Origin of the sequence: Streptomyces griseicoloratus (assembly GCF_014534645.1) — a bacterium.
Classification (GTDB): Bacteria; Actinomycetota; Actinomycetes; order Streptomycetales; family Streptomycetaceae; genus Streptomyces; species Streptomyces griseicoloratus.
Window position 1 is genome coordinate 42,205 of the sequence record NZ_JACVQF010000178.1, and the last position, 16,869, is coordinate 59,073.

General features: G+C 71.4%; 14 protein-coding genes. 13 read left to right on the plus strand and 1 reads right to left on the minus strand.

Features of this window, described 5'->3' with window-relative positions; all coding sequences use genetic code 11:
* Positions 1 to 332 precede the first annotated feature (332 nt).
* From H0H10_RS09370 to H0H10_RS09420, 11 genes are all read left to right on the plus strand, one after another.
* The gene (locus H0H10_RS09370) at positions 333 to 1,715 is read left to right on the plus strand and encodes an L-serine ammonia-lyase (protein WP_188180391.1); all 1,383 of its coding nucleotides are present in this window, start codon (positions 333 to 335) and stop codon (positions 1,713 to 1,715) included.
* A gap of 55 nt (positions 1,716 to 1,770) precedes the next feature.
* Positions 1,771 to 3,105 carry a D-inositol-3-phosphate glycosyltransferase gene (mshA, locus tag H0H10_RS09375; protein WP_188180424.1) on the plus strand — a complete coding sequence of 445 codons (1,335 nt, stop codon included), beginning with the start codon at positions 1,771 to 1,773 and terminating at the stop codon, positions 3,103 to 3,105.
* A 178-nt stretch (positions 3,106 to 3,283) separates the two neighbouring features.
* Positions 3,284 to 4,906, plus strand: coding sequence for a BCCT family transporter (locus tag H0H10_RS09380; RefSeq protein WP_188180392.1), 1,623 nt, complete (start codon positions 3,284 to 3,286; stop codon positions 4,904 to 4,906).
* A gap of 154 nt (positions 4,907 to 5,060) precedes the next feature.
* A complete protein-coding gene (locus H0H10_RS09385) occupies positions 5,061 to 6,146 on the plus strand; it encodes an S-(hydroxymethyl)mycothiol dehydrogenase (protein WP_188180393.1) in 1,086 nt (361 codons plus the stop codon).
* Complete coding sequence (locus H0H10_RS09390; RefSeq protein ID WP_188180394.1) at positions 6,146 to 6,781, plus strand: MBL fold metallo-hydrolase; 636 nt, start codon at positions 6,146 to 6,148, stop codon at positions 6,779 to 6,781. Before H0H10_RS09385 ends, H0H10_RS09390 begins: the two co-directional genes overlap by 1 nt.
* 127 nt (positions 6,782 to 6,908) lie before the next feature.
* Positions 6,909 to 7,955 (plus strand): chorismate-binding protein, encoded by a 1,047-nt coding sequence (locus H0H10_RS09395; protein ID WP_188180395.1) that lies wholly within the window; start codon positions 6,909 to 6,911, stop codon positions 7,953 to 7,955.
* Positions 7,956 to 8,139: 184 nt separating this feature from the next.
* The gene (locus tag H0H10_RS09400) at positions 8,140 to 8,505 is read left to right on the plus strand and encodes a bifunctional 3-phenylpropionate/cinnamic acid dioxygenase ferredoxin subunit (RefSeq protein ID WP_188180396.1); all 366 of its coding nucleotides are present in this window, start codon (positions 8,140 to 8,142) and stop codon (positions 8,503 to 8,505) included.
* Entirely contained in the window at positions 8,502 to 9,707 is a 1,206-nt protein-coding gene (locus H0H10_RS09405) for an NAD(P)/FAD-dependent oxidoreductase (RefSeq protein ID WP_188180397.1), read from the plus strand. The genes H0H10_RS09400 and H0H10_RS09405 overlap by 4 nt, the downstream gene beginning before the upstream one ends.
* Positions 9,704 to 10,615: a dihydropteroate synthase gene (folP, locus tag H0H10_RS09410; protein ID WP_223179615.1), complete on the plus strand. Its 912-nt coding sequence runs from the start codon at positions 9,704 to 9,706 to the stop codon at positions 10,613 to 10,615. Before H0H10_RS09405 ends, folP begins: the two co-directional genes overlap by 4 nt.
* Positions 10,616 to 10,733: 118 nt before the next feature.
* Entirely contained in the window at positions 10,734 to 11,096 is a 363-nt protein-coding gene (locus H0H10_RS09415; RefSeq protein ID WP_188180398.1) for a bifunctional 3-phenylpropionate/cinnamic acid dioxygenase ferredoxin subunit, read from the plus strand.
* Positions 11,093 to 12,256, plus strand: coding sequence for an NAD(P)/FAD-dependent oxidoreductase (locus H0H10_RS09420; RefSeq protein WP_188180399.1), 1,164 nt, complete (start codon positions 11,093 to 11,095; stop codon positions 12,254 to 12,256). Before H0H10_RS09415 ends, H0H10_RS09420 begins: the two co-directional genes overlap by 4 nt.
* Before the next feature lie 68 nt (positions 12,257 to 12,324).
* On the opposite strand, the gene H0H10_RS09425 is transcribed toward H0H10_RS09420, so the two are convergent.
* Positions 12,325 to 13,122, minus strand: coding sequence for an IclR family transcriptional regulator (locus H0H10_RS09425; RefSeq protein ID WP_188180400.1), 798 nt, complete (start codon positions 13,120 to 13,122; stop codon positions 12,325 to 12,327).
* Positions 13,123 to 13,289: 167 nt separating this feature from the next.
* On the opposite strand from H0H10_RS09425, the gene H0H10_RS09430 reads away from it, so the two are divergent.
* Together H0H10_RS09430 and H0H10_RS09435 are read left to right on the plus strand one after the other, a co-directional pair.
* Complete coding sequence (locus H0H10_RS09430; RefSeq protein WP_188180401.1) at positions 13,290 to 14,126, plus strand: methylenetetrahydrofolate reductase; 837 nt, start codon at positions 13,290 to 13,292, stop codon at positions 14,124 to 14,126.
* Between the two features lie 291 nt (positions 14,127 to 14,417).
* Positions 14,418 to 16,856 carry a GcvT family protein gene (locus H0H10_RS09435; RefSeq protein ID WP_188180402.1) on the plus strand — a complete coding sequence of 813 codons (2,439 nt, stop codon included), beginning with the start codon at positions 14,418 to 14,420 and terminating at the stop codon, positions 16,854 to 16,856.
* Positions 16,857 to 16,869: the final 13 nt, after the last annotated feature.

A 16,869-nucleotide genomic window follows, 5' to 3' on the forward strand; every position in this document is an offset into this window, starting at 1 on the left:
TCGGGCACCCGCAACCCGGAGGTTCCCCATGATCACGGTGTGCCGGATCGAAGATCCGCCGCCTGGCGAGTCCATGCGCACGCACCAGGACGCCGCACCGGCCCACGACCGGCCGACGGACTGGTTCGGCGAACTTCCCCTGCCCACCACCTCCTTCTCATGAGCTCCCTGCCCCGACACCGTCCGCGGTCCCCGCGGGGAGACCGCCCTGAGCGTTCCGCAGCACCTGCGGTACCCGCGTCCGCGGCGCAGGCCTTCGGTGATGTCGTCCACCTCCGCCGGACGTGCTCACGGCATGTTTCGCAACCCCCTCTCATCCCACGGAGTATGGCGTGGCAATCAGCGTCTTCGACCTGTTCTCCATCGGCATCGGGCCGTCCAGCTCGCACACCGTCGGCCCGATGCGAGCCGCCCGGATGTTCGTCGTCCGGCTGAAGAGGGACGGCCTGCTCGCCCAGTCCGCCGCGGTACGGGCGGAGCTGTTCGGCTCCCTCGGCGCCACCGGCCACGGCCACGGCACCCCCAAGGCCGTACTGCTCGGCCTGGAGGGCAACGAGCCGCACATGGTCGACGTCGCCCAGGCCGAGCTGGACGTCGAGCGGATCCGCGGCACCCGGCGCATCCGCCTCCTCGGCACCGAGATCGGACCGGACCACGAGATCGGCTTCGACGTCGGTACCCAGCTGGTTCTGCACCGCCGGCGCTCGCTGCCGTATCACGCCAACGGCATGACCATCAGCGCGTACGACGAGGACGGGCTGCCGCTGCTGGAGAAGACGTACTACTCGGTCGGCGGCGGTTTCGTGGTCGACGAGGACGCCGTCGGCGCGGACCGCATCAAGCTGGACGACACCGTCGTGAAGCATCCCTTCCGCACCGGTGACGAACTGCTGCGCCTGGCACGCGAGACGGGCCTGTCGATCTCCGCGCTGATGCTGGAGAACGAGAAGGCCTGGCGCACCGAGGACGAGATCCGGGCCGGGCTGCTGGAGATATGGCGGGTCATGGAGGCCTGTGTCGCCCGGGGACTGTCGTACGAGGGGATCCTCCCCGGCGGACTGAAGGTCCGCCGTCGCGCCGCGGCCGCGGCGCGGGCGCTGCGCAGCGAGGGCGATCCGGCGCTCCGCGCGATGGAGTGGGTGACCCTCTACGCGATGGCGGTGAACGAGGAGAACGCCGCCGGCGGCCGGGTCGTGACCGCCCCGACGAACGGAGCCGCCGGCATCATCCCGGCCGTTCTGCACTACTACCTCGACTTCGTACCGGGCGCGGACGAGGACGGCATCGTCCGCTTCCTGCTCACGGCGGGTGCGATCGGTCTGCTGTTCAAGGAGAACGCCTCCATCTCCGGCGCCGAGGTCGGCTGCCAGGGCGAGGTCGGCTCCGCCTGCTCGATGGCCGCGGGCGGCCTGGCCGAGGTGCTGGGCGGCAGCCCGGAACAGGTGGAGAACGCCGCCGAGATCGGCATGGAGCACAACCTCGGACTGACCTGCGACCCCGTGGGCGGCCTGGTGCAGATCCCGTGCATCGAGCGCAACGGCATGGCCGCGGTCAAGGCGGTGACCGCCGCCCGGATGGCACTGCGCGGCGACGGCCGGCACCACGTCTCCCTCGACAAGGTCATCAAGACCATGAAGGAGACCGGCGCCGACATGAAGGTCAAGTACAAGGAGACCGCCCGCGGCGGGCTCGCCGTCAACGTCATCGAGTGCTGAAGGCATGGGATCCGGAGCCGGGCTCACGCTCGTCGGCTTCCTGCGTGGCGCTTCCATGAACGTGTACGCGGACGAGCAGCATGCATCGACCTCGAGTGCCCTGCCGCGGCCGCACCGGCGTCCCCGTCGCGTGGCCATGCTCTCCGTGCACACGTCTCCGCTGCACCAGCCCGGCACCGGTGACGCCGGCGGGATGAACGTCTACATCCTGGAGCTCGCGCAGCGCCTCGCCGCGATCGGCATCGAGGTGGAGATCTTCACTCGCGCCACCACGGCCGCCCTCCCGCCCACCGTGGAACTGGTCCCCGGTGTCCTGGTCCGACACATCGACGCGGGACCCTACGAGGGTCTGGCCAAGGAGGATCTGCCGACGCAGCTGTGCGCATTCACGCACGGCGTGATGCGGACCTGGGCCGGGCACCGTCCCGGCCACTACGACCTGGTGCACTCGCACTACTGGCTCTCCGGCCACGTCGGTCGGCTCACCGCCCGGCGCTGGGGCGTTCCCCTGGTGCACACCATGCACACCATGGCCAAGGTCAAGAACGCCAACCTGGCCGAGGGTGACACCCCGGAGCCCGCCGCCCGGGTCGTGGGCGAGAGCCGGATCGTCGCCGCCGCGGACCGGCTGATCGCCAACACCCGCAAGGAAGCAGGGGAGTTGGTCCGTCACTACGACGCCGACAGCGGCCGGGTCGGCGTGGTCCACCCCGGCGTCGATCTGGAGCGTTTCCGGCCCGACCCGTCCGGCGTCGAAGCCGGCCGGCCCGCGGCCCGCGCCCGCCTCGGCCTGCCCCAGGACGCGCTCATCCCCTTGTTCGTGGGCCGTATACAGCCCTTGAAGGCGCCGGACGTCCTGCTGTTCGCGGTGGCCCGGCTGCTGGAGGAACGGCCCTGGCTCCGTGAGCGCATCACGGTCCCGGTCGTGGGCGGGCCGAGCGGCAGCGGCCTGGCGAAGCCCGACGGGCTGCAGAAGCTGGCGGCCCAGCTGGGCATCGGCGACGTCGTGCGGTTCCGGCCGCCGGTGGGCCATGCGCAGCTCGCCGACTGGTACCGCGCCGCCTCGGTTCTCGTCATGCCGTCCCACAGCGAGTCCTTCGGCCTGGTGGCCGTCGAGGCACAGGCCTGCGGCACCCCGGTGATCGCGGCAGAGGTCGGCGGTCTGCCGGTGGCGGTACGAGACGGGACGAGCGGCCTGCTCGTGCCAGGGCACGACCCGGTGGACTACGCACGGGCGTTGGGTGCTTTCGCCGACGACCCGGCGCTCTCCGTCCGGATGGGGGAGGCCGCCGCCCGGCACGCCCGCACCTTCGGCTGGGACACGGCCGCCGCGGCGACGGCGGACGTCTACGCGGAGGCGATGCGCGAACGTCGTACGCCGTCGTCGTAGCCGGACATCCCCATAACGATGGGTGTACGGGGCTTGACCTATCGGGGCCGACAGGGAAACTCTGTTGCACATCGAGCTTTCAGTTGCGTGTTGCGCATCCCCGTGAGCAGGCCCGCGGACAGGGGACTTCCCCTCTCTTCCGCCTCCTCTTCCCATGCCCCCTTCCGGAAGGCCTCTGATGAGTACCCCTACGACGAAGAAGCCGGGTCCGGCCCCGACGCGGCTCGATCCGGCGGTCCTGTACATCTCCGTGACGCTGTCCGCCCTCTTCGTGGCGTGGGGAGTGTTCTTCACCGACAATCTCGCCGCGGTGGCAGAGGCGACGCTGGGGCGGATCATCGAGAACTTCGGCTGGCTCTTCGTCCTGTCCAGTTCCGGATTCGTCCTCCTGGCGGTCGTGCTGGCGTTCAGCCGGTTCGGCCGCATCCGGCTCGGCAAGGACGGCGACCGTCCGGAATTCAGCACCGCCTCATGGGTGGCGATGATGTTCAGCGCCGGCATGGGCATCGGCCTCATGTTCTACGGCGCGAGCGAGCCGCTGATGCACATGGCGAGCCCGCCGCCCGGCACCGCCGAGGCGGGCACGGCCGACGCGGCCCGCGTGGCGCTGGAGTACTCGTACTTCCACTGGGCGATCCACCCGTGGGCGATGTACGCCGTCGCCGGTCTCGCGCTCGCCTACTTCGGATTCCGCAAGAGCGGCAACAGCCTGATCTCCTCCGCCTTCCGGCCGCTGCTCGGCGACCGGGTGGACGGGCCGCTGGGCAAGTCCATCGACATCCTGGCCATCTTCGCCACCCTCTTCGGCTCCGCCGTCTCGCTCGGGCTCGGCGCGCTGCAGATCAACAGCGGCCTGAACGAACTCTGGGGGATCGCGAACTCCACCGCCCTGGCTGTCGTGATCATCGCGGTGCTCACCGTCCTGTTCGTCGTCTCCGCCCTCTCCGGGGTGCACCGCGGCATCCAGTGGCTGAGCAACGGCAACATGATCCTGGCCGCCGTCCTGCTTCTGTTCGTCTTCGTCGTCGGGCCCACGGTGTTCATCCTGAACAGCCAGACCCAGGCGCTGGGTGGCTACCTCGCCTCGCTTCCCGAGATGAGCTTCATGACGGGTGCCTTCGGCGGCGGCGAATGGCTCTCCGGCTGGACGGTCTTCTACTGGGCGTGGTGGATCTCCTGGACGCCGTTCGTGGGCACGTTCATCGCGCGGATCTCCCGCGGTCGTACGATCCGGCAGTTCATCATCGGTGTGATCATCGCGCCGAGCGTGGTGAGTGTCGTGTGGTTCGCGATCCTCGGCGGTACCGCGCTGAACCAGCAGATGCACGGCGGCGGGCTGTCCGCGGCGGTCGCAGAGGGCGAGGAAGCGGGCCTGTTCGCCACCTTGCAGACACTGCCCTGGTTCACCATCACCTCCGTCGTGGTGATCATCCTGGTCGGCCTGTTCTTCGTGAGCGGCGCCGACGCGGCCTCCGTCGTGCTGGGCATGCTCTCCTGCCGGGGCAGCATGACCCCCACTCGCCCCGTCGTGGTCCTCTGGGGCGCGTTGACCGGCCTGGTCGCGGCCGTCCTGCTGCTGGCGGGCGGATTGGAGGCGGTCAAGCAGGTCGCCATCATCGCCGCGTTCCCGTTCCTCTTCGTGATGATCGGCCTGTGTGTCTCCCTGGTGAAGGCGCTGCGCGCCGAGCCGAGGGACGAACGGTCCCCCGACGGTTGCGTCACCGCCGCCGTCGGTGGCGCACACACGTCGGACAACGGTGCGCGGCCGGCCGAGGTGGCGGATCCCCGGATCACCGGCTGAGCCGCAGAACCGGTCGGCTGCCGGCTCCTGGCTCACCCGGTGGCAGTCGGCCTCTTGACCTCGCACCTTCCCTTCCACGATGCTCGGTTGCGTATAGCGGTGCGTGTATCGGATTAAGCAACGCATGATGAGAGTTCCCGCCAGAGGAGTAACCATGGCTCACGAGGTTCGTGCCGTCGTCGCCCGCGAGAAGGGGGCCCCGGTCTCCGTCGAGACGATCGTCGTCCCCGACCCCGGTCCGGGTGAGGCGCTCGTCGCGATCGAGGCGTGCGGCGTCTGCCACACCGACCTCCACTACCGGGAGGGCGGCATCAACGACGAGTTCCCCTTCCTGCTCGGGCACGAGGCGGCGGGCCGCGTCGAGGCCGTAGGAGAGGGTGTCACCGGTGTCGAGCCGGGTGACTTCGTCATCCTGAACTGGCGTGCCGTCTGCGGTGAGTGCAGGGCGTGCAGCAAGGGCAAGCCCTGGTACTGCTTCGCCACCCACAACGCGAAGCAGCCGATGACACTGCTCGACGGCACACCGCTCTCGCCCGCGCTCGGCATCGGTGCCTTCGCCGAGAAGACGCTGGTCGCGGCGGGGCAGTGCACCAAGGTCGACCCGGCGGCCCCGGCGACCGCCGCCGGCCTGCTCGGATGCGGCGTCATGGCGGGCTTCGGCGCGGCCGTGAACACCGGAGCCGTCGGCCGAGGGGACTCGGTCGCCGTCATCGGCTGCGGCGGGGTCGGCATGGCCGCTGTCGCGGGGGCTAGGCTCGCCGGCGCCGCGAAGGTCATCGCCGTCGACGTCGACCCGCGCAAGCTCGAGCGGGCCACGGGCATGGGCGCCACGCACGTGGTCGACGGCAGGGCGACGGACGTCGTGGAAGCCGTGCGCGAGCTGACCGGCGGCCACGGCGCGGACGTCGTCGTCGACGCCGTCGGCCGGCCCGAGACGTACAAGCAGGCCTTCTACGCCCGCGACCTGGCCGGCACGGTCGTCCTGGTCGGCGTGCCCACCCCTGAGATGACCGTGGAGCTGCCACTGCTCGACGTCTTCGGGCGCGGTGGCTCGCTGAAGTCCAGCTGGTACGGCGACTGCCTGCCCTCCCGCGACTTCCCGGCCCTCATCGACCTGTACCTGGCGGGGCGTTTCGACCTGGACGCGTTCGTCACCGAGACCATCGGACTCGGCGACGTGGAGAAGGCGTTCGAGAAGATGCACCGCGGTGACGTCCTGCGCTCGGTGGTGGTGCTCTGATGGCCGGTACCGTCCGTATCGAACACCTCGTCACCAGCGGCACGTTCAGCCTCGACGGCGGCACCTGGGAGGTCGACAACAACGTCTGGATCGTCGGTGACGACGACGAGGCCGTCGTCATCGACGCGGCACACGACGCCGACGCCGTCCTGGAGGCCCTCGGTGACCGCCGGCTGTCGGCCATCGTGTGCACGCACGCCCACGACGACCATGTGAACGCCGCACCGGCCCTCTCGGACGCCACCGGAGCCCCCGTCCTCCTGCACCCCGACGACCAGGTGCTGTGGGAGCTGGCGCACCCCAACCGGCGGCCCGGCGGCGCGCTCGCCGACGGCGACGAGCTCAAGGTGGCCGGTATCGGTCTGCAGGTGCTCCACACGCCCGGACACGCTCCGGGCGCCGTGTGCCTGTACGCACCGGAACTGGGAGCCCTGTTCAGCGGTGACACGCTGTTCGCCGGCGGGCCCGGCGCGACCGGGCGCTCGTACAGCGACTTCGGTGTGATCATCACCTCGATCCGTGACCGGCTGCTGGCGCTGCCGGGGGAGACGGTCGTCCACACCGGACACGGCGAGAAGACCGGCATCGCCGCGGAGGCGCCGCACCTTGCGGAGTGGGTGGCCCGCGGCTGGTGACGCGGCCTCGGCCCTGCCCCGTCGGGGCGATCGACTGCCACCGCGTTCCCCTCGGACGGCACCCGCAGCCGAGCGCCCCGACCCGGCCCCCAACACCCCCGAGCCACCTTTCACTGGACGAACCACCGTGTACGACATCGCCCCGCTGGCCCGCTTCGGCGGGCTCGTCGCCACCGACCTGCGCGAGGTGACCAGCGATCCCACGGCCCTGGACTCCTCCGGCTTCTGGGCGGTCGTCGCGGACTTCGAAGGCCGCCTGGTCTGCGCCCGGTTCGGTGAGGTGCGCCGTGAGCCGCCGCCCGCGCCGGTGACCGCGGCCTGGCGCGGCCCGGCCGCCGGCGACTGGACCTCTTCACTGGACCGCGCCGCCTACATGGCGGGCGTGCAACGCATCCGCGAGCACATCGCGGCCGGCGAGGTCTACCAGGCCAATCTCTGCCGGGTGCTGTCCGCACCGCTGCCCGACCCTGCCGCCGCCGACGTCGACGCGCTCGGCGCGCTGCTCGCCCGCGGCAATCCCGCGCCGTACGCCGGTACGGTCCGGCTCCCCGCGCACGGCGTCGAGGTGGCCACCGCCTCGCCCGAGCTCTTCCTGCGCCGTAGGGGCCGCATCGTCGAGTCCGGGCCGATCAAGGGCACCGGGCGCACGGCGGCCGACCTGCTGGAGAAGGACCACGCCGAGAACGTGATGATCGTGGACCTGGTCCGCAACGACCTGGGGCGGGTCTGCGCCACCGGAACCGTGACCGTCCCTGCCCTGTGCGCCGTCGAGGAACACCCCGGCCTGGTGCATCTCGTCTCGACCGTGCGCGGCGAGCTGGCGGACGGCGCCGGGTGGCCCGCGCTGCTGGCCGGAACGTTCCCGCCGGGCTCCGTCACCGGCGCGCCCAAGTCCAGCGCGCTGCGCGTCATCGACACCCTGGAGACCGTGCCCCGCGGCCCGTACTGCGGTGGCATCGGCTGGGTCGACGCCGACCGGGGGATCGGTGAACTGGCCGTGGGCATCCGCACGTTCTGGATCGACCGTGCCGCCTGGTCAGGCCCGTTGCTGCGCTTCGGCACGGGCGCCGGCATCACCTGGGGATCCGACCCGGAGCGGGAGTGGGACGAGACGGAGCTCAAGGCCTCCCGGCTGCTGGCGCTCGCCTCTTCGAGGCCGTACAGCACGCGCTGACGGCGCCGTTCCACGGTGCCCGCGGTCCGACGGCGGTCGCGCCCGCACGGCCTTTCCCGGCCCCGTTCCCTTCTGTGTGCGCCCCAACGGTTACGCGCTCACCCGCGCCTTGACAGGGGCTCCGGGCCGCCCGCAAACTCGTTGCGTCAATCGCAATCAGTTTCTCTATATGCAACGAGGTGTCATGGTGATTCCCGCGTGCCGTCTCGACGATCTGCCGCGAGGCGAGTCCCACCGGCTCGAGACCGACCCGCCTGTCGCGGTGTTCCACACCGAGGACGGCGAGATCTACGCCATCGACGACACCTGCACCCATCAGGACGCCTCGCTCGCCGACGGCTGGCTGGAGGGCTGCTGGGTCGAATGCCCGCTGCACGCCTCGAAGTTCGACCTCCGCACCGGAGGTGCGGACGCCCCTCCGGCCAGACTCCCGGTGCGCACCCATGAGGTCGTCATCGAGGACGGCGTGATCCACGTGGTGCTGTCCGACGCCCCGCCGAACCTGCCGCCCTCCTGCACGGCCGCCCGTCTGATCGGAGGCTCCGCGTGAAGACCGTGGCGATCGTGGGCGCCTCCCTCGCCGGACTGTCCGCCGCCCGCTCGCTGCGCGTGCAGGGCTACGACGGTCGCCTCCTCGTCATCGGTGACGAATCCCACCGTCCCTACGACAGGCCGCCGTTGTCGAAGGAGTTCCTCACCGGTGCCGTCTCCGAGGCCGAACTCGCCCTTGAGACGGACGGCGAGGACCTCGGTGCCGAATGGATTCTCGGCGCACGAGCAGTCGGCCTGGGAACCCGGGACCGCACCGTGCGACTCGCCGACGACAGGGAGGTGCGCGCGGACGGCGTCGTGATCGCCACGGGAGCCACCGCACGGACCCTGCCCGGCAGCGACGGGCTCGCCGGCGTGCACGTGGTGCGCACACTCGACGACGCCCGGGCCCTGCGCGACGATCTGGCGCTGGGTGGGCGGCTGATGGTCGTCGGCGGCGGCTTCGTCGGTGCCGAAGTGGCCTCCACGGCTCGCGGAATGGGCCTGGACGTGACGTTGGTCGTGGCCGGCCCCACACCGCTCTCCGGTGTGCTCGGCCCGGACATGGCGGCGGCCGTCTCCCTGCTGCACGGCGATCACGGCGTCCGCCTGCTGTGCGGGACCGGCGTGCGAGGGGTGACGGGCGGGCCGGCCGACGGCTCGGGTACGGACCGGGGCAGGGTGACGGCCGTCCTCCTCGACGACGGCCGCAGTATCCCGGCCGACATCGTCGTCGCGGGAATCGGCGCGACTCCCTGCACCGGCTGGCTCGAAGGCAGCGGCGTCGCGCTCGACAACGGGGTTCGCTGCGGCACCGACGGCACCACGAGTGTGCCGGGCGTCGTCGCGGTCGGCGACTGTGCCGCCTGGTACGACCCGGCTCTCACCGACCACCGCCGCATCGAGCACTGGACCGGCGCCAAGGAGCGCCCGGCGACGGCAGTGGCCGCCCTGCTCTCCGGTGGCACCGCCCCGTTCGCCCCGCCCCGCCCGCCGTACTTCTGGTCCGACCAGTACGGTGTGCGGATCCAGTTCGCCGGGCATGCCGCACAGGCCGACAGCGTGACGGTGGAGGACGGTGACCCGGCCGACCGGAGTTTCCTCGCGGTCTACCGGCGTGCCGGACATCCGGTCGCCGTCCTGGGCGTGGACCGGACCAAGGTGTTCACGCGCTGGCGTCGGCAGCTGGCCACCGCCGCGGCCCAGGCCGGAGTCGCATGAGCACCGCCACCCGGACGGGCGGGGGAGTCCCCGCGCTGTACCCGCGCGGGCTTCCCGGGCGCGACCGGACCCTGGTCATGGGCATCGTGAACGTCACGCCGGACTCGTTCTCCGACGGCGGGCGGTGGTCCGATCCGCGACGGGCCGTCGCGCACGGCCTCGCGCTGATCGACGAGGGCGCGGACATCCTGGACGTGGGCGGCGAGTCGACCCGTCCCGGGGCCGTGCGCCCGCCGGTCGAGGAGGAGCTGCGGCGCGTGCTGCCCGTCGTCCGGGAACTCGCCGCCACCGGTGTGCCCGTCAGCGTCGACACCATGCGGGCCGAGGTCGCCGCGCGCGCCGTCGAGGCCGGTGCGACGCTGGTCAACGACGTCTCGGGCGGGCTCGCCGATCCCGCGATGCTGCCGCTGGTGGCACAGGCCGGGACACCGTACGTGGCCATGCACTGGCGCGGGCACTCCGCCGGCATGCAGGCGAACGCCGTGTACGGCGACGTCGTCGCCGAGGTGGTCGACGAGCTGCGGCTGCGGGCCGAAGCGGCGCTGCACGCCGGCATCCCGCCGGACCGCCTGATCCTCGACCCGGGGCTCGGGTTCGCCAAACGCGCCGATCACAACTGGCAGCTGCTGGCCCGGCTCGGGGAGGTGGTCGCGCTCGGCCAGCCGGTTCTCGTGGGAGCGGCGCGGAAGTCCTTTCTCGGTCATCTGCTGGCGGACCCCTCGACGGGCCTGCCCCGTCCGGCGCCGCTGCGGGACGCTGCCACGTCCGCGGTGTCCGTCCTGGCGGCCGCCCAGGGGGCCTGGTGCGTCCGTGTGCACGACGTCGCCTCGACGTCGGACGCGGTGCGCGTGACGGCCCGTTGGGGCCTGGAGGCCGCGGCAGCGGCGATGCGGATGCCGCTGCTGTGAAGGCCCTCGGACGCAGCCGTCGTACGGGCCCTCCGGACTCCTTGACAGGGGTTTGCGGCCGCCCTCACACTGGCGTTGCGTCAATCGCACTCCGTTTCGTTATACGCACCGAGGTGTCATGATGATTCCCGCGTGCCGTCTCGCGGATCTTCCCCGAGGCGAGGCTCACCGGCTCGACATCGATCCGCCGGTTTCGGTCTTCCACACCGACGACGGCGAGATCTTCGCCATCGACGACACCTGCACCCATCAGGACGCCTCGCTCGCCGACGGCTGGCTGGAGGGCTGCGAGGTGGAATGCCCGCTCCACGCATCGAAGTTCGACCTCCGGACCGGAGCCGTCGACGCTCCGCCGGCCAAGCTCCCCGTCCGCACGCACGAGGTCGTCGTCCAGGACGGCATGATCTACGTCAAGCCGTCCACGGAGGCCCCCAACCTGCCGCCCTGCATCGCGGCCAGGCTCGCCGGCGGTCCCGCATGAGGACCGTGGCCGTCGTGGGCGCCTCGCTGGCCGGCCTGTCCGCGGCACGAGCGCTGCGGAACCGGGGCTTCGACGGACAGCTGATCGTCATCGGCGAGGAACCGCACCGCCCGTACGACCGGCCACCGCTGTCCAAGGAGTTCCTGGCCGGCAAGATCGGCGAAGCCGATCTCGTGCTGGAGCGGGACGGCGAGGACCTGGCGGCGGAGTGGCTGTTCGGCACCCGCGCGGTCCGGCTCGACAGGGAGCAGCGCGCCGTCCGGCTCGCCGACGGCCGAGAGGTGAGGGCCGACGGCATCGTCATCGCGACCGGCGCGGCCGCGCGGAATCTGCCGGGCGCGGACGGTCTCGCCGGTGTGCACACCCTGCGCACCCTGGACGACGCCCGTGCCCTCCGGGACGACCTGGCCCTGGGCGGCAGGCTCGTCGTGATCGGCGGAGGGTTCATCGGCGCCGAGGTCGCCTCGACCGCGTACGCCCTCGGACTCGACGTGACGATCGTCGAGGCGGCGCCCACCCCACTGGCCGGTCCGCTCGGCGAGGCCATGGGCCGCATCGTCTCCGCACTCCACGCGGACCACGGCGTGCGGCTGCTGTGCGGTGTGGGCGTCAAGGGGCTGAGCGGTGGGCCCCGGGTCAGCGCCGTTCTGCTTGACGACGGCCGTACCGTCCCCGCCGACACCGTCGTCGTCGGTGTCGGTGCGCGCCCCTGCGTCGAGTGGCTCGAGGGCTCCGGTGTCGCACTGGACGACGGCGTCACGTGCGGTGCGGACGGCCGCACCAGCCTGGCAGGTGTCGTCGCGGTCGGTGACTGCGCCTCCTGGTACGACCCGCGGGCAGGGGCGCACCGCCGCGTCGAGCACTGGACCGGTGCGCGGGAGCGGCCGGACACGGCCGTCGCCACGTTGCTGTCGTGGGGCACGGCGGAACAGGGCGTGCCCCGGCCGCCGTACTTCTGGTCCGACCAGTACGGCGTGAGGGTCCAGTTCGCCGGTCATGCGGCGGGCGCGGACAGCGTGACGATCGAGGAGGGGACCCCGGAGGACCGCGACGTCCTGGCCGTCTACCGGCGTGCCGGGCGTCCGGTCGCCGTGCTCGGCATGAACAAGCCGCGGGAGTTCATGCGATGGCGCAAGCAGCTAGCGGTATCACCGTCCTGACTGTGCCGGCGCATCCGGTCCGCGGCCTTGCCCCGGGAGCGCTCGGTGACTTCCGTCCGTGCGTCGTCTCAGCCCAGGTAGCCCATGCGGTGGCTGACCTCGTCCGCGCCCTTGACCAGCACCGGGGCGACTTCATGGATGCGCTCCTCGGTGAGCCGGTACGCGGGTCCGGAGGCGCTGAGCGCGGCGATGACCTTTCCGTCCCGGTCGCGGACCGGTGCGGCCATGGCGTGCAGCCCCTCCTCGAACTCCTCCAGACTCCAGGAGTAGCCACGCTCCCGTGCCTCGGCGAGATGCTTCTCGAGCTTCGTCTTCGCGGTGAGGGTGCGCGGGGTCACCTTGGGCAGGCCGGCCTCCGACAGCAACGCGGCGCGTTCCTTGGCGGGCATGTGGGCCAGGAGGATCTTGCCGCTGGAGGTGGCGTGCAGCGGGGTCAGCTGGCCGACCCAGTTGTGCGCGGTGACGGCACCGGGGCCACGCACCTGGTAGAGGTTGATCGCGTAGTGCTCCTGCATCACGGCCACGTTGACGGTCTCGCCGATCTCCTCGGCGAGACGTTCGCAGACGGAGCGGCTCTGCTGGGTGATGTCGATCCGGCCGGTGACAGCGCCGGCGAGGCGTACGACACCGAAGCCGAGGCGGTACTTGCCGCGCTCGCCCGCCTGCTCCACCAGGCCCCGCGCCTCCAGGGCGCCGAGCAGCCGGAACGCGGTGGACTTGTGCACGTCGATCTCGGCGGCCACCTCGCTGACTCCGGCCTCACCACGCTGAGCCAGGATCTCCAGCACGGTGATGGCGCGGTCGACGGACTGGACTCCGCCGGCGGGTGGACCTGTCGTTTCGTAATCCGGACTGAAGTTGCTCATGGCGAAACTATACTCCCGGTAAACATGGACAACAGTGGTACACACCACGGGTCGGGTGCGGGCTGCGGACGTTGCATATTGCGCAACACGATGCATATGTTGCCGAGATCCTCGCCTGGATCGCGAAGATGCGATGAGAAGGAAGGCGCGATGAGAAGGGAGGTGCGATGAGCGGCGAATCCTTCCGCGCGCTTCTGGACGGCGTCCGCTACGAGGTGCTGCCCGCGAAGGCGACCGAGGACAAGGTCCTCACCCATGTCCCGCGCGACATCACCGTCACCGTGACGGCCTCGCCGGTCAAGGGCCTGGAACCCACGCTCGACCTCACCGCCCGGCTCGCGGCGCACGGCTATCGCGTCGTCCCGCACGTGCCCGCACGGCTGGTGCGGGACGACGCGCACCTGAAGGACGTCGTCGACCGGCTCCGCGGTGCGGGCGTCGACGACGTCTTCGTCCCGGCGGGCGACGCCGATCCGCCGGCCGGCCCCTACGACGGGGCGCTGCCGATGCTGCGGAGGCTGGGCGAGCTGGGCAGCCCCTTCGCCCAGCTCGGGATCACCGGATACCCCGAGAGCCATCCGCTGATCCACGACGACCTCACCGTCCAGGCGATGTGGGACAAGCGGACGCACGCCACGTACATCGTCAGCAACCTCTGCTTCGACCCGCGGCTGCTCGGTGACTGGGTCGGCCGGGTGCGCCGCCGCGGCGTGACCCTGCCCCTCCGGGTGGGCGTCGCGGGGCCCGTGCAGCGGGCCAAGCTGCTGTCCATGGCGGCGAAGATCGGGGTGGGGGAGTCGACCCGCTTCCTGACCAAGCACGCGTCCTGGTTCCTGCGCTTCGCGGCCCCCGGTGGCTACTCGCCCGACCGGCTGCTCGCCCGCAGCGCCGGAGCGCTCACCGCGCCCTCGGCGGGAGTGGCCGGCCTGCACGTCTTCACCTTCAACCAGATCGCCGAGACCGAGCGGTGGCGCCGCGCCCTGCTCGACCGGTCGGGCGGCTGAGTCACCGGCGCAGGAAGCCGTACACGACACGACCGCGCGCCGGCATGCGCGAGCGGCGGAACCGGGCCGTCGGACAGCGGCCCGGTTCCGCCGCTCGCGCGTGCCCCGACACCCGCCGGCAGGGCCCGGCAGGCCCCTCCACGGCCTGCCGGGCCCTGCCGCGTTCCGGCCTGTTCTCCGACGTCACGGACCCCTTGACACTCACCCCCTCGGGGGGCACATTGAGTTGCGCAACCTGAACTGTGTTGCGCAGAAAGCAACTCAAGTGTTTTCAACGTCGGAGGTGCGGCGATGGCGGGACCCCGGGTGGTCATCATCGGAGCGGGCGTCGTGGGAGCGGCACTCGCCGACGAGATCTCCGTTCGAGGCTGGACCGAAGTGACGGTGGTCGACCAGGGCCCGCTCCCCGCCACGGGGGGATCGACATCGCACGCCCCGGGCCTGGTCTTCCAGACCAACTCGTCGAAGACCATGACCGAGATGGCCCGCTACACCGTCGAGAAGTTCTGCTCGCTCGACGTCGACGGGCAGCCCTGCTTCCTCCAGGTCGGCGGCCTCGAAGTGGCGACCGGCCCCGAGCGCGTCGCGGAACTCCGGCGGCGCCACGGCTGGCTCACCTCATGGGGCATCGAGGCCCGCCTGCTCGGCCCCGAGGAGTGCGTCGAACAGCACCCGCTCGTGAACCCGGACAAGGTCCTCGCCGGTCTGCTGGTCCCGACCGACGGCCTCGCGAAGGCCGTCCTCGCCGTCGAGGCGCAGATCCGGCGGGCCACCGAACGCGGCGTGCGCTTCCTCGCCCGCCACGAGGTCCTGGACGTCCGGCACAGCGAGGGCCGGGTGACCGGCGTCCTCACCGACCAGGGCGAGCTCCCCGCCGACATCGTCGTGTGCTGCGCCGGCATCTGGGGCCCGAAGATCGCCCGCATGGCCGGTATGAACCTGCCGCTGACGCCGCTGGCCCACCAGCTGGCCTGGACCGGCCCCGTCCCGGCGCTGGCCGGCCAGACCGAGGAGGCGGTGCGCCCGATCCTGCGCCACCAGGACGCCGACCTCTACTACCGCGACCGTTTCGACGGCCTGGGCATCGGGTACTACGGCCACCGCCCCATGCCGGTCTCCGCCGACGACATCCTCTCCGTGGACGACGCCGACGAGATGCCGTCGGTGCTGAAGTTCACCGAGGAGGACTTCGAGGACGCCTGGACCGAGACACAGTCGCTGCTCCCGGCCACCCGGGAGGCCAAGGTCGAGGAAGGCATCAACGGCCTGTTCTCCTTCACCACCGACGGCCTGCCCCTCCTCGGCGAGTCCCCGGACGTCAAGGGCTTCTGGGTCGCGGAGGCCGTGTGGGTCACCCACTCCGCCGGCGTGGGACGCGCCATGGCCGAATGGCTCGTCGACGGCCACTGCTCGACCTTCGACCTGCACGAGTGCGACGTCAACCGCTTCGAGCCGCACCAGCTGGCCCCGGAGTACGTCCTGGCCCGCGACTGCCGCAACTTCGCCGAGGTCTACGACATCCTCCACCCGCTCCAGCCGGCGGAGGACCTGCGGCCGCTGCGCACCAGCCCCTTCTACGCCCGCCAGCAGGAACTCGGCGCCTTCTTCCTGGAGGCGAACGGCTGGGAGCGCCCGCAGTGGTACGAGGCCAACGCGGGCCTGGCCGAGGGCCGTACCATCACCACGCCCAACGACTGGGCGGCGCGCTACTGGTCGCCGATCGTCGGCGCCGAGGCGCAGGTCACCCGGGAGACCGTCGCCATGTACGACATGACGGCCCTCAAGCGGCTCGAGGTGAGCGGGCGCGGCGCCGCCGCCTTCCTGGAGCGGCTGTGCACCGGCAAGGTCGACAAATCCGTCGGCTCGGTCACGTACACCCTGCTGCTCGACCGGGACGGAGGCATCCGCAGCGACATCACCGTCGCCCGGCTGGCCCCCGACCGCTTCCAGGTCGGCGCCAACGGCAACCTGGACCTCGACTGGTTCACCCGGCACCTGCCCGCCGACGGCACGGTCCAGGTCCGCGACATCACCGCCGGGACCTGCTGCATCGGCCTGTGGGGACCGCTGGCCCGGAAGGTGCTCCAGCCGCTCACGGACGCGGACTTCTCGGGCGCCGGCCTGAAGTACTTCCGGGCCAAGCAGGCGTACATCGGCTCCGTGCCCGTCACCGCGATGCGACTGTCGTACGTCGGAGAACTCGGCTGGGAGCTGTACACCACCGCCGACCAGGGCCAGAAGCTGTGGGACACCCTGTGGGAGGCGGCCCGTCCGCTGGGCGGCATCGTGGCGGGCCGCGGCGCCTTCAACAGCCTCCGCCTGGAGAAGGGCTACCGTTCGTTCGGCACCGACATGACCTACGAACACGACCCCTACGAGGCCGGGGTCGGGTTCGCCGTCAAGCCCGACAAGGACGACTTCATCGGCAAGGCCGCGCTGGAGCGCCGCAGGGCCGACGTGCGGCGCAAGCTGACCTGCCTCACCATCGACGACCCGCGGGCCGTCGTCATGGGCAAGGAGCCGGTGTACGACGGTGACCGCCCCGTCGGCTACGTCACCAGCGCCGCCTACGGCTACACGATCGGCAAGGGCATCGCCTACGCGTGGCTCCCGGCGGAGCTCGCCACCACCGGCCGTGCCCTGCACATCGGCTACTTCGACCAGCGTGTCGAGGCCGTCGTCGCCGAGGAGCCCCTGTTCGACCCGACCATGTCCCGCCTCCGTGGCTGACCGAGGGAACACG